This is a genomic window from Sphingomonas sp. Leaf23, assembly GCF_001421585.1.
Classification (GTDB): Bacteria; Pseudomonadota; Alphaproteobacteria; order Sphingomonadales; family Sphingomonadaceae; genus Sphingomonas.
Genome location: NZ_LMKR01000003.1, coordinates 120764 through 144611, shown reverse-complemented (window position 1 = coordinate 144611; position 23848 = coordinate 120764). Strand labels below are relative to the sequence as shown.

The following is a 23848-nucleotide window of genomic DNA, read 5'->3' as shown; positions in this document are numbered from 1 at the left end:
CGATCAGCGCGGTATGCTCCACATCACGCGACTGGTCGAATAGGATTCGACCGCCTTGCCCGATGCATCGAGCGCGGGACCCAGATAGCGGCCCCGTCTCAGAATGGCGTCGCAGGACGCCTTGTCGAGATCGTCCGATCCCGACGTCTCGACGATCTTGCAGTCGGAAACACGTCCCGTCGTAGAGATGGTCCAGGCGATCGTTGCGACACCCTGCGCGCGCCTGTTCAGGGCACTGCTCGGATAATCGGTGTAGCTGATCCATTCGGCCGGCTTTTCCCCTTCCGCACGCGTCACGACGGCGGCGATCTTTGCCGGGTCGTAGCCGAGATGTTCGAGCAGACTGACCTCGCACTTCCGCAACGCCGCGACGAGGGGCTTCCCCATGCCCAGCGCGACGGAGACCGCCGGTCCTGTCTTCGGCCGGACGGTAAACACAGGGGCATCGACCATCGCATCGAATGTCGCGCGCGAAATATAATAGGTCAGCACGGCATCGTCGCTCTTGGGGAAATATACCCGCGTGCCCATCGGCTTGCCGTCGAGCGGAAGATCGCGTCCCGGCGCCTCCAGCGTCAGTTCGAACCGGCCTTCCTTGCCCAGCCTGTCTCGCTTGCCCAGGATGACGGCCTGCATGGTTTCGCCGAACGGTGTCGGCTTGAATCCGATGGTGACCGGGGCAGCGGGATCGCCATAGCCGCGGCTGACGACGCACATCTTCTCGGCATATTCGACGTTCCACCGGTTGACCGGCGTCATCGGTGGCGCGGCGGGGGCACTGGCCTGCCCCAGCAGCAATGTCGATACCAGCAATCGCATCTTTTCCTCCCCCGATGCCCAACGCGAAACTGCATCCGACGGGACGGGCCTGCAAGCAGCGATGCCGGACGGAACCGCTGTCGCCGCCAGATGGTTGGCGCGGCGAAACGATTCGAAAGGCTTGCGTGCGATGACCACCCGTTCCGGCGCCACGTTCCTTGCCCGGTTGGGGTTTGCCGCGCGCGGAGTCGTGTATTGCATCGTCGGCTGGTTCGCGATCGACGCAGCGCTGCGGGGCGGCAAGGCGGGGGACAATCAGGGCGCGATCGCCAGCCTGGCCGACGAACCGTTCGGCGAATGGCTGCTGGCAGCGATGGCGGCGGGGCTGGCCGGCTATGCGCTGTGGCGGCTGACCGAGGCGCTGTTCGATCCCGAGGCGCAGGCGAACGACGCCAGCGGCGCGTTCCGCCGTGCAGGACATGCGGTGAGCGGCATCGCCCATGTCGTGCTGGCATGGACCGCCGCGCGCCTTGCGGTCCACAGCGCGCGAGCGACCGGGCGGGTCGGCGGAGAGGACAGCGCGCATGACTGGACCGCGTGGCTGCTCGACCAGCCGGGCGGACGCGTCCTGGTGGCGCTGGTCGCGGTCGGGCTGCTCGCGGCGGCGGCGCAACAGGCAAAGAAGGCCTGGAGCGGCGAGTTCGCCCGTACCCTGTCGGGCGACACGCCGGTGCCCGATTATGTCTGCACCATGGGCCGCATCGGCTATGGCGCACGCGCCGCCGTGTTCGCGGCGATCGCGGTGCTGTTCGTCGGCGCGGCGTGGGCGGCGGATGCCGATGAAGCCGGCGGCATGGCGAGCGGCTTCGCGCTGTTGCAGCGGCAGGCGGGCGGGCAGTTGCTGTTGACCGCGATCGGCATCGGCTTTGTCGCGTTCGGTGCGTTCAGCTTCGTCGAGGCACGCTGGCGGCGGCTGCACGTCCGGCTGCCGGCATGACCGCGCGGGCGGCGCTGGAGGCACGGTGGCTCGACCTGACGCGGCGCGTGCTGCCGGGCGTCGCGCGCGAGCGCGGCTGGCCGGTGGTGGGCGACCATTGTTTTCAGCGCATCCTGCTCGACCATGCCTTTGGCGGGGTGTGGTACGATCATGTCGCGGGCCGGCCGGCCTATGCCCATGCCGATGGAGAGGCGCTCGAACGGGCGGTGGCGCTGGGCGAGGCGGCGCTGGCGAATGAGGTCGATCTGGCCGCCCTCAACCGTCAATCGCTGGCATGGCGCGGCAAGGCCCCCTCGAAACCGGGAAGGCGCGCCCCCATGTCACCGACTAGCCATTTCAGTAGAACGAAGATAGAACGGATCGCATGAGCCTGACCCATATCTCCGTCCGCGGTGCGCGGGAGCATAACCTCAAGGGTGTCGACATCGACATCCCGCGCGACACGCTGACGGTCATCACCGGCCTGTCGGGTTCGGGCAAGTCCTCCCTCGCCTTCGACACCATCTATGCCGAGGGGCAGCGGCGCTACGTCGAATCGTTGTCGGCCTATGCGCGCCAGTTCCTCGAGTTGATGCAGAAGCCCAATGTCGAGCATATCGAGGGGCTGTCGCCGGCGATCTCGATCGAACAGAAGACGACCAGCCGCAATCCGCGATCGACGGTCGCGACGGTCACCGAAATATACGATTACATGCGGCTGTTGTGGGCGCGGGTCGGCGTGCCCTTCTCGCCCGCCACCGGCCTGCCGATCAGCGCGCAGACGGTCAGCCAGATGGTCGACCGGGTACTGGCGCTGCCCGAGGGCACGCGGCTGCTGCTACTCGCGCCGGTCGTGCGTGGGCGCAAGGGCGAGTATCGCAAGGAACTGGCCGAATGGCAGAAGGCCGGGTTCCAGCGGGTGCGGGTCAATGGCGAGGTCCATCTGATCGAGGATGCGCCGACACTCGATAAGAAGTTCAAGCATGACATCGAGGTCGTGGTCGATCGCCTGGTGGTGAACCCGGAGGTTGCCACCCGGCTGGCGGAGAGTTTCGAAACCGCGCTGAAACTGGCCGACGGGCTCGCCTATGTCGACCTGCTCGATACGACCGTTGCCGAGGCGCAGTCGAGCAACCCGCCGATCCCTAGCGAACAGGGCGACCGCGCGACCGAGGCCGCGCCGCAGACCGGCAAGCTGAAGGGTGCGGGCATCCCCGACAACCGCATCGTCTTTTCGGAAAAGTTCGCCTGTCCGGTCAGCGGCTTCACGATCAGCGAGATCGAGCCGCGCCTGTTCAGCTTCAACGCGCCGCAGGGGGCCTGTCCCGCGTGCGATGGCCTGGGCGAACGGTTGGAGTTCGACGAGGACCTGATCGTCCCGAACCACGAACTGTCGATCAAGAAGGGCGCGGTGGTGCCGTGGGCGAAGTCCAACCCGCCCTCCCCCTATTACATGCAGGTGCTGGGATCGCTGGCGAAGGCGTACAGCTTCTCGCTCGACGCTGCGTGGAAGGAGCTGCCCGCCGAAGCGCAGCGCGTGATCCTGCACGGCACCGCGGGCAAGCCGGTCACGCTCACCTTCATTGACGGCAAGAAGTCGTACGACGTCAAGAAGCCGTTCGAGGGGGTGCTGGGCAATCTCAACCGGCGGATGCTGTCGACCGAGAGCGCATGGATGCGCGAGGAACTGGCGAAGTACCAAGCGTCGCAGCCGTGCGAGACTTGCCATGGCGCGCGGTTGAAGCCCGAGGCGCTGGCGGTAAAGGTGGCGATGCAGGACATCGCCTATGCCACGCATCTGTCGGTGGTCGACGCGCTACGCTTCTTCGAAGGGCTGCCCGAGCATTTCAACGACCAGCAAAAGGCGATCGCACAGTCGATCCTGAAGGAGATCGTCGAGCGGCTGGGCTTCCTCAACAATGTCGGCCTCGATTATCTGAACCTCGACCGGACCAGCGGCACGTTGTCGGGTGGCGAGAGCCAGCGCATTCGCCTCGCCTCGCAGATCGGCAGCGGCTTGTCGGGCGTGCTCTACGTCCTCGACGAACCGTCGATCGGGCTGCACCAGCGCGACAACGACATGCTGCTGGCAACGCTGCGCCGGCTGCGCGACCTCGGCAACACCGTGCTGGTGGTCGAGCATGACGAGGATGCGATCCGCACTGCCGATTATGTCATCGACATGGGACCGGGCGCCGGCGTCCATGGTGGCGAGATCGTCGCCAAGGGGACGCTGAAGCAGATCCTGAAGGCCAAGGGGTCGGTCACCGCCGATTACCTGAACGGTACCCGCTCGGTGCCGCTGCCGGAGGTGCGGCGCAAGGGCAATGGCAAGAAGCTGACGGTGCACAATGCCACCGCCAACAACCTGACCGGCGTGACCGCCAGCATCCCGCTCGGTACCTTCACCTGCATCACCGGCGTGTCGGGATCGGGCAAGTCGAGCTTCACGATCGACACGCTCTATGCCGCCGCCGCGCGCACGCTGAACGGCGCACGCATCGTGCAGGGCAAGCATGACAAGATCACCGGGTTGCAGCATCTCGACAAGGTGATCGATATCGACCAGTCGCCGATCGGCCGCACCCCGCGGTCGAACCCGGCGACCTATACCGGCGCCTTCACCCAGATACGCGACTGGTTCGCCGGGCTGCCCGAGGCGCAGGCACGCGGCTACAAGCCCGGCCGGTTCAGCTTCAACGTCAAGGGCGGGCGGTGCGAAGCATGCCAGGGCGACGGCGTGCTGAAGATCGAGATGCACTTCCTGCCCGACGTCTATGTCGAATGCGACGTGTGCCACGGCGCGCGCTACAATCGCGAGACGCTGGAGGTGAAGTTCAAGGGGATGAGCATTGCCGACGTGCTCGACATGACCGTCGAGGATGCGGTGGAGTTCTTCAAGGCGGTGCCACCGATCCGCGACAAGATGGCGATGCTGGCCGAAGTGGGCCTGGGCTATGTCAAGGTCGGGCAGCAGGCAACCACGCTGTCGGGCGGCGAAGCGCAGCGGGTGAAGCTGGCCAAGGAACTCGCCCGCCGCGCGACCGGCAACACGCTCTACATCCTCGACGAACCGACCACTGGTCTGCATTTCGAGGATGTGCGCAAGCTGCTGGAGGTGCTCCACCAGCTGGTCGAACAGGGCAATACCGTGGTGGTGATCGAGCATAACCTCGACGTCATCAAGACCGCCGACTGGATTTTGGACATGGGGCCGGAGGGCGGCGTGAAGGGCGGCAAGCTGGTCGCCGAGGGCACGCCGGAGAAGGTCGCTTCGGTCGAGGGGAGCTTTACCGGACGCTATCTGAAGCCGTTGCTGACCCCGAGGGCACAGGCGGCGGAGTGAGCGTCTGGCGCGCACCGTTCGAAGCTGCATTGCGGATGTTCGCAACGGTCAGCGAAGCGTTGCGCGCCAGCGGACAGCCCCGGCCGATCCTGGTCGGTGGGGCGGCGGTCGAATATTGGTCGGGCAGTGCTGTTTCCACCGGCGACTTCGACCTTTGTTCGTCGGTTCAGGACGAACTGGAAGCCGTCTTGCGGGAGCAGGGTTTCGTCCGGCCCAGCGGGCCGGGCAGCGCGACCCGCGGCTGGATTCATCCCGAACTGGCGCTTGGCTTTGAAGTCGTGGGCCGCACCCCCCCTCGACGGACTGGTCCCGCGCGAACGCATTGTGCTGATCGACGACTTCGCGCCCGGCTCCGCTTTTGCGATCCTGGGTGTCGAGGATCTGATCGCGGATCGGATGGGGCAATATGCGTCCGGAACCGCACCGGACAGAATCGAACAGGCCCGGCTGTTGTACCGGCTTCATTCTTTGCTCGATCGCACCTATCTTGAACGGCGGATACGCGAGGAAAGTGCGGGCGATCATGGTGTCGACGATCTCGACTGAAACAGACGACTGGCCTGGCCCCCGGCTTCGGCATGGCGACGTCGCGGCTCGACTGGCCGAGCGTCGCGCGGCACTGGGCAATCCGGAGCTGCCGCGCAACGCCGGTGCCAACCGGACGGACAGCAAGCGCGCGCTGCTGGCGGCGATCGAGGATGCCGGCGGACGCTGGTAATTACGCCTGCAAAACTATTGTTTTCCGTATAATTTCGGAACATCCGCCCATCCCCGGCATTCCCGTTTGATCGATATCAAGCGAAGGACATGTCGTCATGCGTGCGCTCACCCTCGGCCTCGTCGCCGCTGCCACCCTGGTTTCCGGATGCACCGATTATGGCATGGGCGGCCCGCGCTATGCCGATGCCGGCTATAGCCGCTATGACTATGACCGCCCCGATCCGTCGTATAACGGCTACGACGCCGCACGCTATTATCGCGACGACCGCCGCTATCGCGAACGCCGCCTGTCGCAGAATGATCGCGTCTATGTCGGCAATGACGGTCGCTATTACTGCCGTCGTGACGATGGCACCACCGGCCTGATCGTCGGCGGGATCGCTGGCGGCGTGCTCGGCACGGCATTGCGTCCGGGCGGCTCGGGCCTGCTGGGCGCGATCCTGGGCGGGGCCGCCGGTGCGGCCGGTGGTCAGGCGATCGATCGCAACAACGTGCGCTGCCGGTAAAAATACTACCCACCTACTAATGGCTTTCGTCGACCTGCCCCTTGCATGGGGGCAGGTCGATACCCATTTGTCATGGGCTACAGTCGCAAATCGATGGTGTCCTGCTTTGCGGCAAGTTCCTTCTTTCCCTGCTGCCTAAGGCACGGGGGTCGGGTGTTTCCGACGCCCGCAACATTCGGAAGGAACGATCATGGCCACACTCGGCACCGTAAAATTCTTCAACATCGACAAGGGCTATGGCTTCATTGCCCCCGACAATGGCGGCACCGACGCCTTCGTCCACATTTCGGCGGTCGAGCGCGCAGGGATGGTCACGCTGAACCAGAACCAGCGCCTCGGCTATGAGCTGGAAGAAGACCGGCGCGGCCGGGTCAGCGCGGTCAACCTGACCGCCGCCGACTGATTTCTATGGGGCGGGTGGAGCGACCTCCACCCGCCCCTTTTGCTTGCAGGAGAGGTTTTCTTGGCCGACACCGCCGAAGCCTATCGCGCCCGCGCCGCCGTGGAGCGCGCCAATGCCGAAGCCGCGACGCTGGACAATGTCCGCGACCGCTGCCGCCGCGCCGAACAGGCGTGGACCGAGATGGCCGACCGGGCCGAGCGCACCACCGAACAGCGGCTGATTCGCGAAGCCGCCACCGTACGGCGGAGCGAAGCCGTCGGTTGAACCTGTCTGCGCGCCGGTCGTTGGACCGGCGACAGCAAAAGGATCGACCATGGCCAAGCACAAGAAACACAAGCCGAAATCGCGCACTGCCGGGGTTTCGACCCTGCGCTCGGTTGCGCTTGCCGCAACGGGTATCGTCGTCGGTGTGGTCGGCGTGCTGCTGGCACGGCGCAAACCGTCCGAAGGCCATGCCGCCCCCGACCTGGCATTGGGCAAGGGTCGCCCCGGCCCGGCCGATCGCGCTCCGCCGGCTTTCCGCCCCGACCCGACCGCGCCGGTAACCGCCGCCGAGCGCGAATCGCTGCGTCCCGCCACCGGCCCGGTGCCGTCGATCGTCGAACCGCGTGGCAGCATGGCGTCGCAGACCGGCGCCTGACACGAACCGGGCGGCTGACCATACGCCCGGTCAGCCGCCCAGCCGCACCCCCAACCACAAGGTGCGCGGGGTCGCTCGCTCCACCACGCCGTCGCCGCCGATGGCGGTCTCGATTCGGGTGTCGGTGACGTTTTCCGCCCGTGCCTCCAGCGTCAGCCAGCGTGTTGCCGGCATCGCCGCGACCAGATCGAGCGTCGTGGCGGCAGACAATCGGCGCGAATTGGCATCATCTTCATACTGGCCGGCGACATGCCGCAGCGTTGCCGCTGCCTGCCACCGGTCACGGTGCCAGCCGAGCGTCGCCGATCCACTATGCGCCGGAGTCTGCGCCGGACGCAGGCCATCCAGCGCGCCACCGTCGCGGACCCGCGCATCGGTATAGGCATAGGAGAGCCGCGCCTCGACCGGCCCCAACCGCCCCGATGCGTCGAGTTCGACCCCACGCACACGAACATGGTCGAGATTTGCCCGTCGGCGAAACACGCCGGCAGCCGAGACGAAACCCACCCCCGGAAAGTTGCCCGGCCCATTCGCGATCGTCGCATTGGCGATGGCGTCGCGCAGGTCGTTGGCGAAGGCGGTCGCGGTAAGGCGGATTGCGGTCGTCGGGCGCAACTCGACACCCGCCTCCCCGCCCCACAGCGTCTCCGGCGCCAGGGCGGCGTTGGCGGCGGTCGCATCGGCACCCACCCGGAACGGACGGTACAGCTCGTTGAGGGTCGGCAGGCGCCAGCCGCGATAGCCCGCCAGTCGCAGCGTCACGATATCGGCGGGCGTCCAGGCCATGCCGACGCGACCGGTCGGTTCCCACCCCCGTCGGTCGGCGAAGCGCTGGTCGGTCAGGGTCGCGCCGGACAGTGCCGCTTCCTGCAACCGGCCATCGGCGATAGCCCAGCGGTCGATGCGGCCACTGGCGCTCAGCACGACAGCGCCGGTCGTGACACTGGCATCGGCGAACAGGCCGGCCGTTACATTGCGCCCGCCCGCGACCCGCCGCCGCGTCGGACTGCCCGCAACATAGGTGTAAAGCTCCTGCGTCTCACCGGTCACGCTGCGCACATCACCGCCCAGCCGCAGCGCCAGCGCGCCCACGACCGGCGCGATTTCCGCGCGCCCGCCGATACCGGTCGCCGGCACATTATACTGGTCGAGCGTCGGCGCGCTCGATGCCCGCCCCGCCCCGACGCTGGCGAAGCGGCTGGCAAAGGCGCGGGTCTGGAGATAGCTGAGCAGCGACCAGCCGAGCGATCCCCGCCCGACCAGCCGAACGCTGGCATCGGCGCCTTCGCTGCGATTGTCGGTGAACGCCAGGCCCCGGTCGCGACGATCGGTGAAGCCCGACACATTGGCCTGCAATTCGGTGGTCGCTGCGACCTGCACCACGGCGCGGGCGGCGGCGCTGCCCTGTTCATAGGGAGCCGCCCGGTCGGCGGGGCCGCGATCCTCGCGCAGGATCGGCACGAATCCGTCGCCACGGGCATAGGCGCCGGACAGGGTGGCGAACCCGCCGCCACGCACCAGCGCCGCCGATCCTCGCGCGTCCAGCGAGGCACGGCTGCCCCCGGCAATCGATGCGGCAAAGGGTGCAAGCTTACCCGGTCCGGCGCTGTCGAGTTCGATCGTCCCGGCCAGCGCCCCCGGCCCGGCAACGCCGCTGCCCCCGCCCCGCGTCACCCGGATGCGCCCCAACCGGTCGGTGGCATAGGCGGGAAAGGCGACCCAGCCGCCAAACGGATCGGCCTGCGGCACGCCGTCGAGCAGCAGCAGCGCCCGGCTGGAGGCGTTGCCGCCCAGCCCGCGCAGGGTAATCCCCTGCGACGTCGGGTTGGCGCTGCGGGAATCGGAGCGGCGAAATTGTTGCAACCCGGCGACGTCGCGCAGCACGTCCTCCACCCGGCCGCTGGCGGATTGAAGGATGCGGTCGCGGTCCAACGTGACGCTGTCGTACACGCGGTCGCCCGGCGCATCGGCAAGGCCGCGCCCGGTGACGACGATCTCCGGCACGTCCTGCGCCATCGCCATGCCCGGCCATGCGGCGGCCAGCAACCATAGGAAACGCTGCACCCTCACCCCCCGATGGGCGCGATCAGACCGTGAAGCTCTCTCCGCATCCGCACGCGCCCTTGGCATTCGGATTGGCGAAGACGAAGCCCGCGGTGAAATCATCCTCGACCCAGTCCATCGTCGAACCGATCAGGTACAGGATCGATCCGCCATCGACGAAGAAGGTGCCGCCCGGCGTTTCGATCCGTTCGTCCATCGCGTTGGCGGTGGTGACGTAATCGACCGAATAGGCAAGGCCCGAACAGCCGCGCCGCGGGGTCGACAGCTTCACGCCGATCGCATCCGCCGGGGCCTTCGCCATCAGGTCGGCAACCCGGCGTTCGGCGTTCGGGGTCAGGAGAATCGCGGCGGGGCGAACGCGCGTGGCCATTACAGCATTCCCAGTTCGAGCTTGGCGTCGTCCGACATCTTTTGCGGGTCCCATGGTGGATCCCAAACGAGGTTGACGTCGGCGGTGGAAACGCCGGGTACTGCCGACACGCGCAATTCCACTTCGGCCGGCATCGATTCCGCGACCGGGCAATGCGGCGTGGTCAGCGTCATCGTCACCGCGACATGGCCGTTGTCGGCCACGTCGACGCCGTAGATCAGCCCCAGGTCATAGATGTTGACCGGGATTTCGGGGTCGAAGATATCCTTCAGCGCGGCGATCACCGCTTCGTAGACGTCGCCGCCCGGCTCGCCATCGGCGACTGGCACCGGCTTCTTCGCCAGGAAATCGCCCAGATAGTCGCGCTGGCGCGGTGCGTCGGCATCGGTCACCCGTGCGCGCGGCGGCGGGGCCACGGCGTCGACTTCCTCGACCTGAAAGCTGCGTTCGTCGTTCATCCGAAAATCCTGCTTACCCGTTCCAGTCCGCGCACCAGCGCCTCCACATCGGCCGCGCCGTTGTATACGCCGAAGCTCGCCCGCGCGGTGGCGGGGACGCCCAGCACGTCCATCAGCGGCTGCGCGCAATGATGGCCGGCGCGGATCGCGACGCGTTCCTCATCCAAGATGGTGCCGACGTCGTGCGGATGCACCCCCTCCACCACAAAACTGACGATCCCGGCGGAATCCTCCGGACCGAGCAGCCGTACCGAATTGATCCGGCCGAGCGCTTCGCGGGTAGCGGCGACCAGCGCGGTTTCATGCGCGTGGATCGCGTCAAGGCCGATGCCCTCCACATAGTCGATCGCGGCATGGAGTCCCAGCGCACCGACGATATGCGGTGTCCCCGCCTCGAACCGGGCGGGCGGCGGGGCATAGGTGGTGCGTTCGAACGTCACCCGGTCGATCATCGCGCCACCGCCCTGCACCGGGTGCATCGCGTCGAGCAGTTCCGCGCGGCCCCACAACACGCCGATACCGGTCGGGCCGTAGAGCTTGTGCCCGGAAAAGACGTAGAAATCGCAGTCGAGCGCAGCCATGTCGACCGCGATGCGCGGCACCGCCTGGCACCCGTCGAGCAGCAGCTTCGCCCCGACCGAGTGGGCGATATCGGCAGCGCGGCGGCCGTCGAGGACCGATCCCAGCACGTTCGAGACATGCGCCAGCGCGACCAGCTTGTGCTCCGGCCGGATCATCGCCGCCATCGCGTCGAAGTCGATGCGGCCAGCGTCGGTCAGCGGCACGACGTCGATCGCCGCCCCGATCCGTTCGGCGACCAGTTGCCACGGCACGATGTTCGAATGATGCTCCAGCATCGACAGCAGGATGCGGTCGCCGGCCTTCAGGTGACGTTCGGCCCACCCTTGCGCGACCAGGTTGATCCCCTCGGTCGCGCCGCGCACGAACACGCATTCCTCGGGCGCACCGGCACCGATGAACGATGCCACGCGACGGCGCGCGGCTTCATAGGCGAGCGTCATGTCGGCCGAGCGCTGGTACACGCCGCGATGCACCGTGGCATAGGTCGTGTCATAGGCGCGGGTGATCGCGTCGATCACGCCCTGCGGCTTCTGTGCGGTGGCGGCGGTGTCGAGATAGGCCCAGCCCTCCGGAATGGCGGGGAAATCGCGCACGCGGTCGAGGGGGGTGGTTGCCGTCACAGCGTCGCCTCCAGCCACGCATCGGCGTCCGCCGCGAAGGCTTCGCGCACCGTTTCGTCGCCGATCCGGTCGAGCGCATCGGACACGAACGCCTTGGTCAGCAGCGCCTTGGCCCGCGCCTCGCTGACGCCGCGGCTGCGCAGGTAGAACAGCGCCTTCGCATCGAGTTCGCCGACCGTCGCGCCATGCGCGCACTTCACGTCGTCGGCGAAGATTTCGAGTTCGGGCTTCAGGTTCACCGTCGCCGTCCGCTGCAATAGCAGACCGCGCAGCGATTGTTCGCCGTCGGTCTTCTGCGCACCACGCGCGACCTCGACGCGGGCGGCAAGGCTCGCCTGGCTGCGGTCGGCGGCGACCGCGCGCCAGGTCTGGCGGCTCGACCCGTTCAGTGCGGCGTGGCGGACGGCGACGGCACATTCCTGCCGCTGGTCCTCGTGGGTCAGCAGGGCGCCGCCATAATCGACGAACGCGTTGTCACCGTCGAGCGTCAGCTGCGCGTCGATCCGGCTGCCCATGCCGCCGGCACCGAGGAACTGCGACACGAGGCTCGCGCCCTCGCCCACCACCGCTTCGTCGCGGATCGACACGAAGCCGTCCGCCTGCAGCAGCCGCACGCTGCGCATCAGCCGCGCACCGCGTTCGAGGTCGATCTGGGTCAGCCGGTTGGTCCAGCCGCTGCCGACATAGGTTTCGACGACCGACGCGACGGCATCCTCGTCCAGCGTCAGCCGGGCGGGAACATGGTTTTCGGCTCCGGTCGAGACGTGGACGATCTGCACCGTCTCCGCGACCTCGGTCGCCGACAGGTCGATCGACCAGCCCGCCGCGCCCGATGCCTGCGCGCCCAGCGGGTGCGCGGTGTCGAGCGTCAGCGGCGACAACGCGACATGGCCCCGCGTGCTGCGGTCGGCGGCATAGACGCCATCGACGAACAGGATGCGTGGACCGGCGATGTCGAGCCAATAGCCCGCCGCGTCCGCCGCCGCACCACGGGTCGAGGCCGCGGCAGAGGACAGCGCCGCCAGGTCGGTCCAGCGGAACGCCTCCTGCGCGTTGGTCGGAAGCGTGGCCATTATGCCGCCACCGCTCCATAGCCTTCGCGTTCCAGCTCGTGCGCCAGTTCCGCGCCGCCCGAGCGCACGATGCGACCATCGGCGAGGACGTGCACGAAGTCCGGCTGCACATAGTCGAGCAGACGCTGATAATGGGTGATGAGGATCACCGCCTTGTCCGGCGCGCGCATGATGCGGTTGATGCCGTCGCCGACGATGCGCAGCGCGTCGATGTCGAGGCCGCTGTCGGTTTCGTCGAGGATCGCCAGCTTCGGGTCGAGGATGCCCATCTGCACCATCTCGTTGCGCTTCTTCTCTCCGCCCGAAAAGCCGACATTCACCGGCCGCTTCATCATGTCCATGTCCATGCCGAGGCCATCGGCCTGCGCACGGGCAAGCTTCAGGAACTCGGCGCCCGACAGCGGCTTTTCGTCGCGGGCGCGGCGCTGGCTGTTCAGGCTTTCGCGCAGGAACTGGACGTTCGACACGCCGGGGATTTCGACCGGATACTGGAAGCCGAGGAACAGGCCGGCGGCGGCGCGGGCATCGGCCTCCATTTCCAGCAGGTCCTCGCCGGCGAAGGTCACGCTGCCCTCGGTCACCTCGTAACCGGGACGCCCGCCCAGCACATAGCCGAGCGTCGATTTGCCGGCACCGTTCGGCCCCATGATCGCATGGACCTCGCCCGCGTTCACGGTGAGCGAGAGGCCCTTGAGGATTTCCTTGCCGTCGATTTCGGCGTGGAGGTTTTCGATGTTCAGCATGTTCCGTCCTGTTCGTGCGACCTAGGCCGCAAATCTCGTATTACGGCGTCTCGCCCGCGACCGGTTCGGTGCCGAACTCGGCCTCGGCGGCTTGCGGGTTGGTCAGCACCGCCTTCATCGACGCATCGATCTTGTCGAGCATCGCCGCATGGGCCTTCGCCACCTTCGCCCGCACCGGCGCGCACGCCCTGGCCGCATCATCGAAGATCGCGACGCGCGCGGCGGCTTCGGCCGGTGGCTTTTCCATGCGGGCGTCGGTGTTGATCCGCTCCGACAGGCAATTGGCATAGGGCGCGGTCGGCGCGACCGCCTGTAGCGCCAGCGCGAGCAGGATCACCCCACCGACCCTTCAAGGCTGATGCCGAGCAGCTTCTGCGCCTCGACCGCGAATTCCATCGGCAGCTGTTGCAGCACTTCGCGGGCGAAGCCGTTGACGATCAGCGCAACCGCCGCTTCCGAATCCAGCCCACGCTGCATGGCGTAAAACATCTGGTCCTCGGAAATCTTGCTGGTCGTCGCCTCATGCTCGATCTGTGCCGAGGGGTTCTTCACCTCGATGTACGGCACGGTATGCGCCCCGCACTGGTCGCCGAGCAGCAGGCTGTCGCACTGGGTAAAGTTGCGCACGCCTTCGGCCGACGGGCCGACGCGCACCAGCCCGCGATAGGTATTGTCGCTGCGGCCGGCGCTGATCCCCTTCGACACGATGGTCGAGCGCGATCCCTTGCCCAGATGGATCATCTTGGTGCCGGTATCGGCCTGCTGCCGGTTGTTGGTGACGGCGACCGAATAGAATTCGCCGACCGAGTTTTCGCCCGCCAGCACGCATGACGGATATTTCCAGGTGATCGCCGATCCGGTTTCGACCTGCGTCCACGACACCTTCGAGTTCTTGCCCTGACACAGCGCGCGCTTGGTCACGAAATTGTAGATGCCGCCCTTCCCGTTCTCGTCACCGGGATACCAGTTCTGGACGGTCGAGTATTTGATCTCGGCATCGTCCAGCGCGACCAGTTCGACGACCGCCGCGTGCAGCTGGTTCTCGTCGCGCATCGGCGCGGTGCAGCCTTCGAGATAGCTGACGTAAGAGCCCTTGTCGGCGACGATCAGCGTGCGTTCGAACTGGCCGGTATTTTCGGCGTTGATCCGGAAATAGGTCGACAGCTCCATCGGGCAGCGCACGCCCTCCGGAATGTAGACGAACGTCCCGTCCGAAAAGACCGCGCAGTTCAGCGTCGCGAAGAAGTTATCGCGCTGCGGTACGACCTTGCCCAGCCACTTGCGGACAAGCTCCGGATATTCGCGGATCGCTTCGGAAATCGAGCGGAAGATGACGCCGGCGGCTTCGAGTTCCTTGCGGAAGGTCGTCGCGACCGACACGCTGTCGAACACCGCGTCGACCGCGACCTTGCGCGATCCCTCGACGCCGGCGAGCACCTTCTGCTCCTCGATCGGGATGCCCAGCTTTTCATAGACGCGCAGGATTTCGGGATCGACCTCGTCCAGCGAGCCGAGCTTCGGCTTCGCCTTCGGCTCCGCGTAATAATAGGCGTCCTGATAATCGATCGGGTCGAGGTTCAGCTTGGCCCAGTCGGGCGCCTCCATCGTCTGCCACAGGCGGAACGCCTTCAGCCGCCAGTCGAGCATCCATTCCGGCTCATTCTTCTTGGCGCTGATATAGCGAACCGTGTCTTCGCTCAGCCCCTTCGGCGCGAAGTCCTGTTCGATGTCCGAGGAGAACCCCCACTCATACTTCTTGTTCGCGGCGGCGAGCGCCTCGGCATTCTTCGTGGCCATCACACTACCTCTTGGGGGATCGCCCCGGTGTTCGCGAGTTGGGCGAGCGTCACGCTCGCCAGAGCGCCCCGGACCACGGCGTTGACCGTGCCGGCATGGGGGCGGATCATGCAGTTCGTCTCCACCGCGCAATCGTGCCGCGCGGCATCGACGCAGGTGGTGAGCGCGATCGGCCCCTCGATCGCCTCGATGATCTGCGCCAGGTCGATCGATTGGGGCGCGCGCGCCAGGCGGAAGCCGCCGCCGCTGCCGCGTCCGGTTTCGATCAGTGCGGCGGCCGACAGGCGGCTGACCAGCTTCTGCACCGTCGGCAACGGCAGGCCGGTTTCCTCCGCCAGCGCGGTCGCCGTGACACGCGCCTCTCCCCCCCGCCGCGCGGTGGCGGCGAGCAGGACGACGGCATAGTCGGCAAGGCTGGAAAGACGCATCGCTTCCTTAATCGGATCGTTCCGGTCGGATTGGCATGTGGTCGTGCGAGGGGCAGAGGTCAACCGGCTTTGTTTCGATTGCTGTGATCGATTGTCGGGTCGGGGATTGGTTCGGCCGCGCTCCGGCGATACAGCGCCCGACATGGCCTGGTATCACCCGCTCCTCTTCGCCCTCGACGCCGAACGCGCGCATTCGCTGACCATCGCCATGCTGGAGGCGTGGGGGAAGGCCGGCTCACCGCTCGCGCCGAAGACCGACGACCGGCACGCCGTGACGGTGGCCGGCATCCGCTTTCCTAACCCGGTCGGGCTGGCGGCGGGCGTGGACAAGGATGCGCGCGCGGTCGCCGGCTTCCTCGGGCTTGGCTTCGGCTTCGTCGAGGTCGGCACGCTGACGCCCAAGCCGCAGCCGGGCAATCCCAAGCCCCGCATCTTTCGCCTGCCCGAGGACAAGGGCGTGGTGAACCGGCTGGGGTTCAACAATGGCGGGATCGACGCGGCGCTGGCGCGGGTGGCGGCGCTCACCCCCCGCCCCGGCATCATCGGCATCAATGTCGGCGCGAACAAGGATTCGGTCGACCGCATCGCCGATTACGGGACGGCGGTCGCCAAGGCCGCACCGCTCGCCGATTATGTCACGATCAACATTTCCAGCCCGAACACGCCGGGCCTGCGCGACCTGCAATCGCAGCCCGAACTGGGCCAGCTGATCGCCGCCAGCGATGCCGCACGGCATGTGGGCCTCAAGCGCGTGCCGCTGTTCCTGAAGGTCGCGCCCGACCTGTCGCACGAAGGACTTGAGGTCGCAGTGCGCGCGGCGGTCGATGGCGGGGTCGATGCGCTGATCGTGTCGAACACCACCATCTCGCGGCCCGACACGTTGCGGTCGACGCATGCGAAGGAAACCGGCGGGCTGTCGGGTGCGCCACTCGCCCCCCTCGCCCTCGCCAAGCTGATCGAGGCGCGCGAGATTGCTGGTGGCGCACTCCCGCTGATCTCGGCGGGCGGCATTGGGTCGGCGGACGAGGCGCGGCGGCGGCTGGATGCCGGGGCCAGCCTCGTCCAGCTCTACAGCGCGATGGTCTATGAAGGGCCCGGCCTTGCGCGGCGGATCGTCGCGGGGCTGTGACGCGGCTGTTCCGGCCGCTGCTGGCCAATGCCGGGTTCGGACGGCGGGTGATCGCATGCCTTGGGGCGGGTATCGGCATCGCGCTGACCATGGCGGTCTGTGCGCAATTTCCGGGGCTGGGCAGCGACCTGCCGATCATCGTCGCGCCGCTGGGTGCGTCCGCCGTGCTGGTGTTCGCGGTGCCGGCCAGTCCGCTCGCCCAGCCATGGCCGGTGATCGGCGGGAACATCCTGTCGACGCTGGTCGGCGTGGCCGTGTTTCAGGCGGTGCCGAACCCGACCATCGCCGCCGGGGTGGCGGTGGGTGTCGCGATCCTCGTCATGTCGCTATGCCGTTGCCTGCATCCGCCGGGCGGCGCGGCGGCGCTGACCGCGGTGATCGGTGGCGCGGGGATTCACGATGCGGGCTATGCCTTCGCGTTCGCGCCGGTCGGGATCAATTCGGTCGCGCTGGTGTCGATCGGCATCCTCTACCACCGGATGACCGCGCTCAGCTATCCGCACCGACCCGCAACGCCCGCCGCGGTTCAGGCGGCGGTGGAGCCGGGCGGGGTTCGACCGGAGGATATCGATGCGGCGCTGGCCGAGACGCCCGACGCGTTCGATATCGCGCGCGACGATCTGGCGCTGCTGCTCGAACGGGCCGAGCATTTCGCCACGGTGCGGCGGAAGGGCTGATCGCTAGCCCTACTCCACGATCACCTTGCCCTCGCGCCGGGGATCGACGCCGCCATCGACCTTGCCGTCGCGGATGATGACGCCGTGGAGGCCCGAATCCTCGCCCTGCCCCGGCTGCAACCGGACGCCCTTGGCCGCCAGCGCGGTCAGGATCTCGGGCGAGAACTTCGTCACCTCCCCCTGAAAACTGCTGCCACGCGCGACGAGGTTGGGCAGCGCCAGCGCCTGCTGCATCGGCAGCTTCCATTCGACCGCGCCGACCAGCGACTTGCCGACATAGGCGAGGATCGCGTTGCCGCCCGCCGACCCCAGCGCCCCGGCGAACCTGCCCTGCCGGTCGATCATCACCAGCGGCGTCATCGACGAACGCGGGCGCTTGCCCGGTGCCACCGCATTGGCCGACGCCCGCCCCTGCGCATCGCGTGGCGAGAAGGCGAAGTCGGTCATCTGGTTGTTGAGGAAGAAGCCGTCGACCATCCGCCCGGTGCCGAAGAAGCTTTCGACCGTCGTCGTCATCGACACGACATTGCCCTGCGCATCGCCGACGATGAAGTGCGACGTCCCCGCCGGCTCGCGCGTCGTATCCGCCGCCGCCGTCACGACGCCCGCCGGCACGCCCGCCACCGGGGCCGGGCCGGCGGTCACGCCGATCAGCTTCGCGCGCTCGGCGATATAGGCCGGGGCGAGCAGACCCGCGACCGGCACGTTCACGAACTTCGGATCGCCGACATACAGGTCGCGATCGGCATACATCAGCCGGCTGGCCTCGGCGAAGAGATACCAGCTCTGCGGATCGTTCGGCCCGCGCTTGTCGATATCGGTCCGCCCGAGAATGGCGAGCAGTTCGAGCAGCCCGACCCCGCTCGACGGCGGCGGCGGCGTGCAGACGATATACGCGCGCCAGTTGCCGCACAGCGGATCACGCTTCACCGCGCGATAGGCGGCGAGGTCGGCGAGCGTCATCGTGCCGGGCAGGCTGCCGCTGGTGGTGCGCTCGACGATGCGCTGCGCGGTCTTGCCGGTGTAAAGCGCGTCCGGGCCCTGCTTCGCCAGCCGGCGCAGGAAATCTGCATAGTCGCCATTCTTGATCCGGTCGCCGGTGGTCGCGAGCGCGCCGCCCTTGCCCTTGAAATAGCGGCGGACGTCCTCCGCCTGCAGCTGCGGCGACTGCCCGCCGAGGAAGCGGCCGAGGCGGGGTGAGATCACGAAGCCCTTGCGCGCGATCTGCTCGGCATCGTCGAACAGCTGGTCCCAGGCAAGCGTACCGTGGTCGGCATGCGCCTGTCCCAGCATCCTGACCGCGCCCGGCACGCCGGTTGCCCGCCCGCTCATCACCGCCTGCGCGAACGGCAGCGGCTGGCCATCGGTGCCGAGCAGCATCGTCGGCGTCGCCCCGGCGGGCGCGACCTCGCGCCCGTCATAGATTTCGACCTTGCCGGTCTTCGCGTTGAAATAGGTCATGAACGCCCCGCCGCCGAGGCCGGAGCTTTGCGGTTCGACCAGCGACAGCATCGCCTGCACCGCGATCGCCGCGTCGACCGCGCTGCCGCCCTTGCGCAGCACCGCCATCCCCGCCTCGCTGGCGATCGGATTGGCGGCGATCACGAACTTCTGCGCCGGTGCCGCCGTGGCGGCGGGCGGGGCCTGCGTCGCGGCGCTGGCGACCTCCTTCTTGCCGAACGGCAGGACGTTGCAGCCCCCGAGGGTGACGGTGGCGAGCGCGGCGATGGTGGTGGCGAACATTCTCATGCCCGCCTGTCTATCCCACGGGCTCGCCCCCGTCACCCGCTCTCGGGCGTTGCCGTACCGGTTATGCCTGCCTACACCCGGCCACAGGAGAAGGATACGTAATGGCCCGGCAACTCGAACGATTTCCCAATCTCGTCGCGATGTTCTTTGCCCGCGCGACCGAGCGCGGCGACGCACCGTTCCTGTGGAGCAAGCAGGGCGGCAGCTGGCAGTCGATCAGCTGGGCAGAGGCCGCACGACAGGTCGCCAGCCTCGCCACGGCGCTCAAGGCGATCGGGCTGAAGCGCGGCGACCGGGTAATGCTGGTCAGCGAAAACCGGCCGGAATGGTGCATCTCCGACCTCGCCATCATGGCGGCGGGGTGCGTGACGGTGCCGACCTATGTCACCAACACCGTGCGCGACCATGGTCATATCATCGAGAATTCGGGCGCCTGCGCGATCATCGTGTCGACCGAGAAGCTGGCGCGCACCGTCCTCCCCGCAGCGCTGCGCACCACCCAGTCGTCGGAAAAGATCATCACGATCGAGCGCTTGCGCACCGCGCAGCAGGGGAGCCTGGAGTTCCACGACTGGCACGACCTGATCGCCCGCCACCCGGCCGATCCGGCGACCGTCGCGGCCGAGGCGGATTTCAACCGCGAGGACCTCGCCTGCATCATCTATACCTCCGGCACCGGCGGTTCGCCGCGCGGCGTCATGCAGCATCACGGCGCGATCCTGCACAACGTCAATGGCTGCTGCACCGTCATCTCCGAGGATTTCGGCTGGGAGGACGAGGTGTTCCTGTCGTTCCTGCCCTTGAGCCACGCCTATGAACATACCGGCGGACAGCATTTCCCGATCGGGCTGGGCGGGCAGATCTATTACAGCGAGGGCCTCGACAAGCTGGCGAGCAATATCGAGGAGGTGCGCCCGACGATCATGGTCGTCGTCCCCCGCCTGTTCGAAGTGCTCAGGACCCGCATCACCAAGGCGGTGCAGAAACAGGGCCGCGTATCAAGCTGGCTGCTCGACCGCGCGGTCGCGATCGGCAGCAAGGAGGACGGCCCCGCCCTGCTCGACCGCCCGGCCAAATTGCTGGTCGATACGCTGCTGAAGCCCAAGGTCGGCAAGCGTTTCGGCGGGCGGTTGAAGGCGATGGTGTCGGGCGGTGCGCCGCTCAACCCCGAGATCGGCGGCTTCTTCCAGTCGCTCGGCCTGTGTTTCCTGCAGGGCTATGGCCAGACCGAGGCCGCGCCGGTCATCTCGTGCAACCGCCCGGCGGCGGGCATCAAGATGGATACGGTCGGCCCGCCGCTGGCCGAAACCGAGGTACGCATCGCCGAGGATGGCGAGATCCTGGTGCGAGGCGAACTGGTGATGCACGGATACTGGCGCAACGAGGCCGAGACGGCGCGCGTGCTGCGCGACGGATGGCTGCACACCGGCGACATCGGCGAAATCGATGCGAAGGGCCGCATCCGCATCACCGATCGCAAGAAGGATATCATCGTCAACGACAAGGGCGACAACGTCGCGCCGCAGAAGGTGGAGGGGATGCTGACCCTGCAGAACGAGATCGCGCAGGCGATGATCGCGGGCGACCGCCGGCCGTACATGGTCGCGGTGATCGTGCCCGATGCCGAATGGACCCAGAAATTCTGCGCGAAGGGTGGCGCGCGCTGCGACTTCGCGCGGCTGCGCGAGGACAGCGACTATCGCACGGCACTGGGCGCGGCGGTCGAGCGGGTGAACAAGGACCTGTCGGTCACCGAACGCATCCGCCGCTTCATCATCGCCGACGAACCCTTCACCATCGAAAACCAGCAGCTGACGCCCAGCCTGAAGATCCGGCGGCATGTGCTGAAGGAGGTCTATGGCGAGCGGATGGATGCGTTGTACCGGGGGTGAGGCATAGCGTTGCGAGGGAACCGCGGCGTTGATCATCAGTATAATGTCGGCAGGGCAATTGTCGGTGTGACACCATGGGCCGCTTCTTTTCTTTCGACGCTCGCATCGGTCGGCTGCGGCTGCTGACCGGAATCGTGGTCGGCCTGTCGATCGGATGGCTCGGCATTCTGATTCTGCGAGAGACGAATGGCATCGCCACCGTTCTGGTAGGGGCCGTTGCCGGCGCCACGATCGCGAAACTGGTCGTCGAAGCCGGAAGGCGACGGCGCGACATGGATGCGACGATAGCGGGGCCATTATCCGCCTTGGCTGTCGGCGTCGTCGGGATCGCAGGCACCATGGTCTATGCGCTGGGCACCGGTAATGACCTGCCCCACTATATTGCGTTGGCCCTGTTCGTGGTCGCATGGTGCGGCCTGCTGCTTCGCCCCGGCGTTGCCCATGCCAATGCGCATGGCACCGCACCCGACCTTCTCGCCCCCAGCTTCGGGTCGGCGCGCGGCGGCCGCGGCGGTGTCATCTTGGCGGTCTTGCTCGTCATCAGCGGCGCGGCAATCGGTCTTGGCGCCAATCTCTGGCTGGCGGCACTGGCCCAGCACCGTGAACGCGCGCAGACGATAGCCGAACACGAGAACGAGAGCAATGCGACGCCCGATGCGCTGGAGCAGGCTTATCGGGAGCAGGCACGATGAGCATCACCGCTGGCCCCCGGCTCCGCGCGGCAGAGGCACTGATCGCCCGCTTTGCTGCGGCTGGCCGTCCCGCTGCAGGCAGGAACCCGGCCGAAACCGCGAAGCGGACAGCAGCCCTGCAAGCCAGCCCGGTCGGATGGCCGTTCTCGCGCGACGCTTTGGTACAGGCATTGCGACGACGCATGTCAGGCAAGGATCTGCCGAAACAGATGGGCACATCCTATTGCGGTCCCGCCGCCTTCCTATACTGCGTATTGGAGGACCGGCCCGACCTGTATTGTGCCTATGCGATATCGATGTGGCTGCATGGCGAATATGATTTCCGCAGCGGGGCGCAAATCGTGGAAATCGACAGCAATGCCAATACGCGCAAAGCCTTGCCGACGGCACGTGCAGCGCAGCCCAATCGTTCGTTCATATCCGATCTCGACTGGATGACGATGGCGCCGCTGAGTGCGTCGACCCGGCCGGGATGGGCAAAAATATTGGGTTCGCCCGAACCCGACGACCAGGTTGGATCGATCAGCTATCCGGGCGTCGTCAAGGGATGGTTCTCGGCAGTGGGCGCGCAGTTGCGCGCCGATACGATGGGGGTCGGGTTGATGAAAACATCCCCGACCGCGACCATCGGCTTGATGCGGCACTGGGCGAACAGCTGGATCGTCCTGCAGATTGATAGCAGCTTGATCCAAGCCGGCGCGACCAACACCTTCGCCAATCGACACTGGGTGGTGGTCAACCCCCACCGTCGCCCACTGATCCGCGCAGGGCGGAACGGCCAGGTCGTTCCGCTCGCCGACGCGTATCGCGCCGTGGGGCCTGATACTGCATCGGACATGGATGATTGGGACACCAGCCTCTACACCGTCAGTTGGGGCAGCGAGAACAAAGGCCTCAAGAATCCGACATTAGGTCACCTGAAGGGCCGCATCTACGGCGGATTTGCCTTTTCCCACTTCTGATACTGGCGGGTTGATCGACCGCTACCCCTTCCCATATGGCCCGCTTCGAATGCTGCAACGCAGCAAGGAGCGTGCCTGTGACCCCGACCCGTAGCCCTGCCCTCGTCCACCTCGCGCTTGCGCTGGGTGGGTTTGCGATTGGGACGACCGAGTTCGCGACGATGAGCCTCGTGCCGTTCTTCGCACCCGGCCTCGGCATCGACGAGCCGACGGCGGGGCATGTCATCAGCGCCTATGCGCTGGGCGTGGTGGTCGGTGCGCCGTTGCTGGCGGTGATGACTGCGCGGATGGCGCGGCGGACGGTGTTGATCGCGCTGATGGCGTGTTTCGGGATCGCCAATGCGGCGAGTGCGCTGGCGCCGACCTATGAAGCGATGCTGGTCGCCCGGTTCTTCAGCGGACTGCCGCATGGGGCCTATTTCGGGATCGCCGCGCTGGTTGCAGCGTCACTGGTGCCCGCCGAAAAGCGGACGCAGGCGATCGGGCGGGTCATGCTGGGGCTGACCGTCGCGACGATCGTCGGCGTGCCGCTGGCCAATGCGCTGGGGCAGGCGCTTGGCTGGCGCTGGGGGTTCGGCGTGGTCGCGGTGCTGGCCGCGGCGACGATGGCGATGGTCGCATGGGTCGCGCCGCGCGACCGGCCGGACGCGCAAGCCAGCCCGCTGGCCGAACTCAGCGTGCTGAAGTCGGGACAATTGTGGCTGACGCTCGGCATCGGTGCGATCGGCTTTGGCGGCATGTTCGCAGTCTACACCTACCTCGCCACGACGCTGATCGAGGTGACCGGGGCTGCCCCGGCGATGGTGCCGGTGGTGCTGGCGGTGTTCGGTACCGGCATGACGGTCGGCAATCTGGTCGTGCCGCGCTTTGCCGACCGGGCGCTGATGCCGACCGCCGGCGCGCTGCTGCTGTGGAGCGCCGCCACGCTGGCGCTCTATCCGCTGGCCGCGGGTCAGCTGTGGTCGATGCTGGCAATCGTGTTCCTGATCGGGATCGGCGGCGCACTGGGCACCGTGCTCCAGACTCGGTTGATGGATATTGCCCAGCATGGGCAGAGCCTGGCAGCATCGCTGAACCATTCGGCGTTCAACACCGCCAACGCGATCGGGCCGTGGGCTGGCGGGATGGCGATCGCGGCGGGCCATGGCTGGACCTCGACCGGGGTGGTCGGGGCCGGGCTGGCGCTGGGCGGATTTGCGATCTGGGGGCTGGCGGTATTGGGGGGCGGGGGTCGGCGCGCTGGCCGGGACCGCGATCGACCG

Annotated in this window: 25 protein-coding genes and 1 pseudogene; 15 read left to right on the top strand and 11 right to left on the bottom strand. The window is 67.2% G+C overall.

The window, feature by feature from the left end; all coding sequences use genetic code 11:
* Positions 1 to 3 precede the first annotated feature (3 nt).
* Positions 4 to 819, bottom strand: coding sequence for an energy transducer TonB (locus ASE67_RS08960; protein ID WP_162236341.1), 816 nt, complete (start codon positions 817 to 819; stop codon positions 4 to 6).
* A 130-nt stretch (positions 820 to 949) separates the two neighbouring features.
* Here ASE67_RS08960 and ASE67_RS08955 point away from each other — a divergent pair, with 130 nt between their 5' ends.
* The 9 genes from ASE67_RS08955 to ASE67_RS08915 all read left to right on the top strand — a co-directional run bounded on the left by ASE67_RS08955 (position 950) and on the right by ASE67_RS08915 (position 7350).
* A complete protein-coding gene (locus ASE67_RS08955; protein WP_055759677.1) occupies positions 950 to 1756 on the top strand; it encodes a DUF1206 domain-containing protein in 807 nt (268 codons plus the stop codon).
* Entirely contained in the window at positions 1753 to 2124 is a 372-nt protein-coding gene (locus tag ASE67_RS08950; RefSeq protein WP_200922196.1) for a GCN5-related N-acetyltransferase, read from the top strand. Before ASE67_RS08955 ends, ASE67_RS08950 begins: the two co-directional genes overlap by 4 nt.
* Positions 2121 to 5081: an excinuclease ABC subunit UvrA gene (gene uvrA / locus ASE67_RS08945; RefSeq protein WP_055759674.1), complete on the top strand. Its 2961-nt coding sequence runs from the start codon at positions 2121 to 2123 to the stop codon at positions 5079 to 5081. The genes ASE67_RS08950 and uvrA overlap by 4 nt, the downstream gene beginning before the upstream one ends.
* A gap of 324 nt (positions 5082 to 5405) precedes the next feature.
* Positions 5406 to 5627, top strand: a complete 222-nt coding sequence (locus ASE67_RS18780; RefSeq protein WP_327196672.1) for a hypothetical protein — start codon at positions 5406 to 5408, stop codon at positions 5625 to 5627.
* Positions 5605 to 5799 (top strand): hypothetical protein, encoded by a 195-nt coding sequence (locus ASE67_RS08935; protein ID WP_055759671.1) that lies wholly within the window; start codon positions 5605 to 5607, stop codon positions 5797 to 5799. The genes ASE67_RS18780 and ASE67_RS08935 overlap by 23 nt, the downstream gene beginning before the upstream one ends.
* A 97-nt stretch (positions 5800 to 5896) precedes the next feature.
* Positions 5897 to 6307 carry a hypothetical protein gene (locus tag ASE67_RS08930; RefSeq protein ID WP_055759668.1) on the top strand — a complete coding sequence of 137 codons (411 nt, stop codon included), beginning with the start codon at positions 5897 to 5899 and terminating at the stop codon, positions 6305 to 6307.
* Positions 6308 to 6497: 190 nt separating this feature from the next.
* Positions 6498 to 6710, top strand: coding sequence for a cold-shock protein (locus ASE67_RS08925; RefSeq protein ID WP_055759663.1), 213 nt, complete (start codon positions 6498 to 6500; stop codon positions 6708 to 6710).
* A gap of 60 nt (positions 6711 to 6770) precedes the next feature.
* Positions 6771 to 6974: a hypothetical protein gene (locus ASE67_RS08920; protein WP_055759661.1), complete on the top strand. Its 204-nt coding sequence runs from the start codon at positions 6771 to 6773 to the stop codon at positions 6972 to 6974.
* 49 nt (positions 6975 to 7023) lie between these two features.
* Entirely contained in the window at positions 7024 to 7350 is a 327-nt protein-coding gene (locus tag ASE67_RS08915; RefSeq protein WP_055759658.1) for a hypothetical protein, read from the top strand.
* Positions 7351 to 7380: 30 nt separating this feature from the next.
* Here ASE67_RS08915 and ASE67_RS08910 read toward each other — a convergent pair whose 3' ends face one another.
* The 9 genes from ASE67_RS08910 to ASE67_RS08870 form a co-directional block, all read right to left on the bottom strand.
* Positions 7381 to 9372: a TonB-dependent receptor gene (locus tag ASE67_RS08910; RefSeq protein ID WP_055759655.1), complete on the bottom strand. Its 1992-nt coding sequence runs from the start codon at positions 9370 to 9372 to the stop codon at positions 7381 to 7383.
* A gap of 64 nt (positions 9373 to 9436) precedes the next feature.
* Complete coding sequence (locus tag ASE67_RS08905) at positions 9437 to 9784, bottom strand: HesB/IscA family protein (protein WP_055759652.1); 348 nt, start codon at positions 9782 to 9784, stop codon at positions 9437 to 9439.
* Positions 9784 to 10242: an SUF system Fe-S cluster assembly protein gene (locus tag ASE67_RS08900; RefSeq protein WP_055759649.1), complete on the bottom strand. Its 459-nt coding sequence runs from the start codon at positions 10240 to 10242 to the stop codon at positions 9784 to 9786. The genes ASE67_RS08905 and ASE67_RS08900 overlap by 1 nt, the downstream gene beginning before the upstream one ends.
* Positions 10239 to 11444, bottom strand: a complete 1206-nt coding sequence (locus ASE67_RS08895) for a cysteine desulfurase (protein ID WP_055759646.1) — start codon at positions 11442 to 11444, stop codon at positions 10239 to 10241. Before ASE67_RS08895 ends, ASE67_RS08900 begins: the two co-directional genes overlap by 4 nt.
* Positions 11441 to 12517: a SufD family Fe-S cluster assembly protein gene (locus tag ASE67_RS08890; protein ID WP_055759644.1), complete on the bottom strand. Its 1077-nt coding sequence runs from the start codon at positions 12515 to 12517 to the stop codon at positions 11441 to 11443. The genes ASE67_RS08895 and ASE67_RS08890 overlap by 4 nt, the downstream gene beginning before the upstream one ends.
* On the bottom strand, positions 12517 to 13260 hold the full coding sequence (gene sufC / locus ASE67_RS08885) for a Fe-S cluster assembly ATPase SufC (protein WP_055759641.1): 744 nt from the start codon (positions 13258 to 13260) through the stop codon (positions 12517 to 12519). The genes ASE67_RS08890 and sufC overlap by 1 nt, the downstream gene beginning before the upstream one ends.
* A 40-nt stretch (positions 13261 to 13300) precedes the next feature.
* A complete protein-coding gene (locus tag ASE67_RS08880) occupies positions 13301 to 13597 on the bottom strand; it encodes a hypothetical protein (RefSeq protein ID WP_055759638.1) in 297 nt (98 codons plus the stop codon).
* A complete protein-coding gene (gene sufB / locus ASE67_RS08875) occupies positions 13594 to 15057 on the bottom strand; it encodes a Fe-S cluster assembly protein SufB (RefSeq protein ID WP_055759635.1) in 1464 nt (487 codons plus the stop codon). Before sufB ends, ASE67_RS08880 begins: the two co-directional genes overlap by 4 nt.
* Positions 15057 to 15485, bottom strand: a complete 429-nt coding sequence (locus ASE67_RS08870; RefSeq protein WP_055759631.1) for an SUF system Fe-S cluster assembly regulator — start codon at positions 15483 to 15485, stop codon at positions 15057 to 15059. The genes sufB and ASE67_RS08870 overlap by 1 nt, the downstream gene beginning before the upstream one ends.
* Before the next feature lie 142 nt (positions 15486 to 15627).
* On the opposite strand from ASE67_RS08870, the gene ASE67_RS08865 reads away from it, so the two are divergent.
* A complete protein-coding gene (locus tag ASE67_RS08865; protein ID WP_055759627.1) occupies positions 15628 to 16614 on the top strand; it encodes a quinone-dependent dihydroorotate dehydrogenase in 987 nt (328 codons plus the stop codon).
* Positions 16611 to 17291: an HPP family protein gene (locus ASE67_RS08860; protein WP_235511854.1), complete on the top strand. Its 681-nt coding sequence runs from the start codon at positions 16611 to 16613 to the stop codon at positions 17289 to 17291. The genes ASE67_RS08865 and ASE67_RS08860 overlap by 4 nt, the downstream gene beginning before the upstream one ends.
* A 9-nt stretch (positions 17292 to 17300) precedes the next feature.
* Here ASE67_RS08860 and ggt read toward each other — a convergent pair whose 3' ends face one another.
* Positions 17301 to 19040, bottom strand: coding sequence for a gamma-glutamyltransferase (gene ggt / locus ASE67_RS08855; protein ID WP_055759626.1), 1740 nt, complete (start codon positions 19038 to 19040; stop codon positions 17301 to 17303).
* 101 nt (positions 19041 to 19141) lie between these two features.
* Here ggt and ASE67_RS08850 point away from each other — a divergent pair, with 101 nt between their 5' ends.
* From ASE67_RS08850 to ASE67_RS17725, 4 genes and pseudogenes are all read left to right on the top strand, one after another.
* Positions 19142 to 20932, top strand: coding sequence for an AMP-dependent synthetase/ligase (locus ASE67_RS08850; RefSeq protein ID WP_055759623.1), 1791 nt, complete (start codon positions 19142 to 19144; stop codon positions 20930 to 20932).
* Between the two features lie 74 nt (positions 20933 to 21006).
* Positions 21007 to 21624 (top strand): hypothetical protein, encoded by a 618-nt coding sequence (locus tag ASE67_RS08845; RefSeq protein WP_055759620.1) that lies wholly within the window; start codon positions 21007 to 21009, stop codon positions 21622 to 21624.
* Positions 21621 to 22586 (top strand): hypothetical protein, encoded by a 966-nt coding sequence (locus ASE67_RS08840; protein WP_156348564.1) that lies wholly within the window; start codon positions 21621 to 21623, stop codon positions 22584 to 22586. Before ASE67_RS08845 ends, ASE67_RS08840 begins: the two co-directional genes overlap by 4 nt.
* A gap of 35 nt (positions 22587 to 22621) precedes the next feature.
* A pseudogene (locus ASE67_RS17725) lies at positions 22622 to 23821 on the top strand (MFS transporter); the annotation flags it as partial.
* Positions 23822 to 23848: the final 27 nt, after the last annotated feature.

Coding starts and splice junctions, on each gene's coding strand:
- ASE67_RS08925 (WP_055759663.1), top strand. CDS start 6,498: ATGGCCACACTCGGCACCGTAAAATTCTTCAACATCGACAAGGGCTAT.
- ASE67_RS08905 (WP_055759652.1), bottom strand. CDS start 9,784: ATGGCCACGCGCGTTCGCCCCGCCGCGATTCTCCTGACCCCGAACGCC.
- ASE67_RS08960 (WP_162236341.1), bottom strand. CDS start 819: ATGCGATTGCTGGTATCGACATTGCTGCTGGGGCAGGCCAGTGCCCCC.
- ASE67_RS08870 (WP_055759631.1), bottom strand. CDS start 15,485: ATGCGTCTTTCCAGCCTTGCCGACTATGCCGTCGTCCTGCTCGCCGCC.
- ASE67_RS08955 (WP_055759677.1), top strand. CDS start 950: ATGACCACCCGTTCCGGCGCCACGTTCCTTGCCCGGTTGGGGTTTGCC.
- ASE67_RS08900 (WP_055759649.1), bottom strand. CDS start 10,242: ATGAACGACGAACGCAGCTTTCAGGTCGAGGAAGTCGACGCCGTGGCC.
- ASE67_RS08845 (WP_055759620.1), top strand. CDS start 21,007: ATGGGCCGCTTCTTTTCTTTCGACGCTCGCATCGGTCGGCTGCGGCTG.
- ggt (WP_055759626.1), bottom strand. CDS start 19,040: ATGAGAATGTTCGCCACCACCATCGCCGCGCTCGCCACCGTCACCCTC.
- ASE67_RS08850 (WP_055759623.1), top strand. CDS start 19,142: ATGGCCCGGCAACTCGAACGATTTCCCAATCTCGTCGCGATGTTCTTT.
- ASE67_RS08935 (WP_055759671.1), top strand. CDS start 5,605: ATGGTGTCGACGATCTCGACTGAAACAGACGACTGGCCTGGCCCCCGG.
- sufB (WP_055759635.1), bottom strand. CDS start 15,057: ATGGCCACGAAGAATGCCGAGGCGCTCGCCGCCGCGAACAAGAAGTAT.
- ASE67_RS08890 (WP_055759644.1), bottom strand. CDS start 12,517: ATGGCCACGCTTCCGACCAACGCGCAGGAGGCGTTCCGCTGGACCGAC.
- sufC (WP_055759641.1), bottom strand. CDS start 13,260: ATGCTGAACATCGAAAACCTCCACGCCGAAATCGACGGCAAGGAAATC.
- uvrA (WP_055759674.1), top strand. CDS start 2,121: ATGAGCCTGACCCATATCTCCGTCCGCGGTGCGCGGGAGCATAACCTC.
- ASE67_RS08840 (WP_156348564.1), top strand. CDS start 21,621: ATGAGCATCACCGCTGGCCCCCGGCTCCGCGCGGCAGAGGCACTGATC.
- ASE67_RS08915 (WP_055759658.1), top strand. CDS start 7,024: ATGGCCAAGCACAAGAAACACAAGCCGAAATCGCGCACTGCCGGGGTT.
- ASE67_RS08930 (WP_055759668.1), top strand. CDS start 5,897: ATGCGTGCGCTCACCCTCGGCCTCGTCGCCGCTGCCACCCTGGTTTCC.
- ASE67_RS08910 (WP_055759655.1), bottom strand. CDS start 9,372: ATGGCGATGGCGCAGGACGTGCCGGAGATCGTCGTCACCGGGCGCGGC.
- ASE67_RS08950 (WP_200922196.1), top strand. CDS start 1,753: ATGACCGCGCGGGCGGCGCTGGAGGCACGGTGGCTCGACCTGACGCGG.
- ASE67_RS08865 (WP_055759627.1), top strand. CDS start 15,628: ATGGCCTGGTATCACCCGCTCCTCTTCGCCCTCGACGCCGAACGCGCG.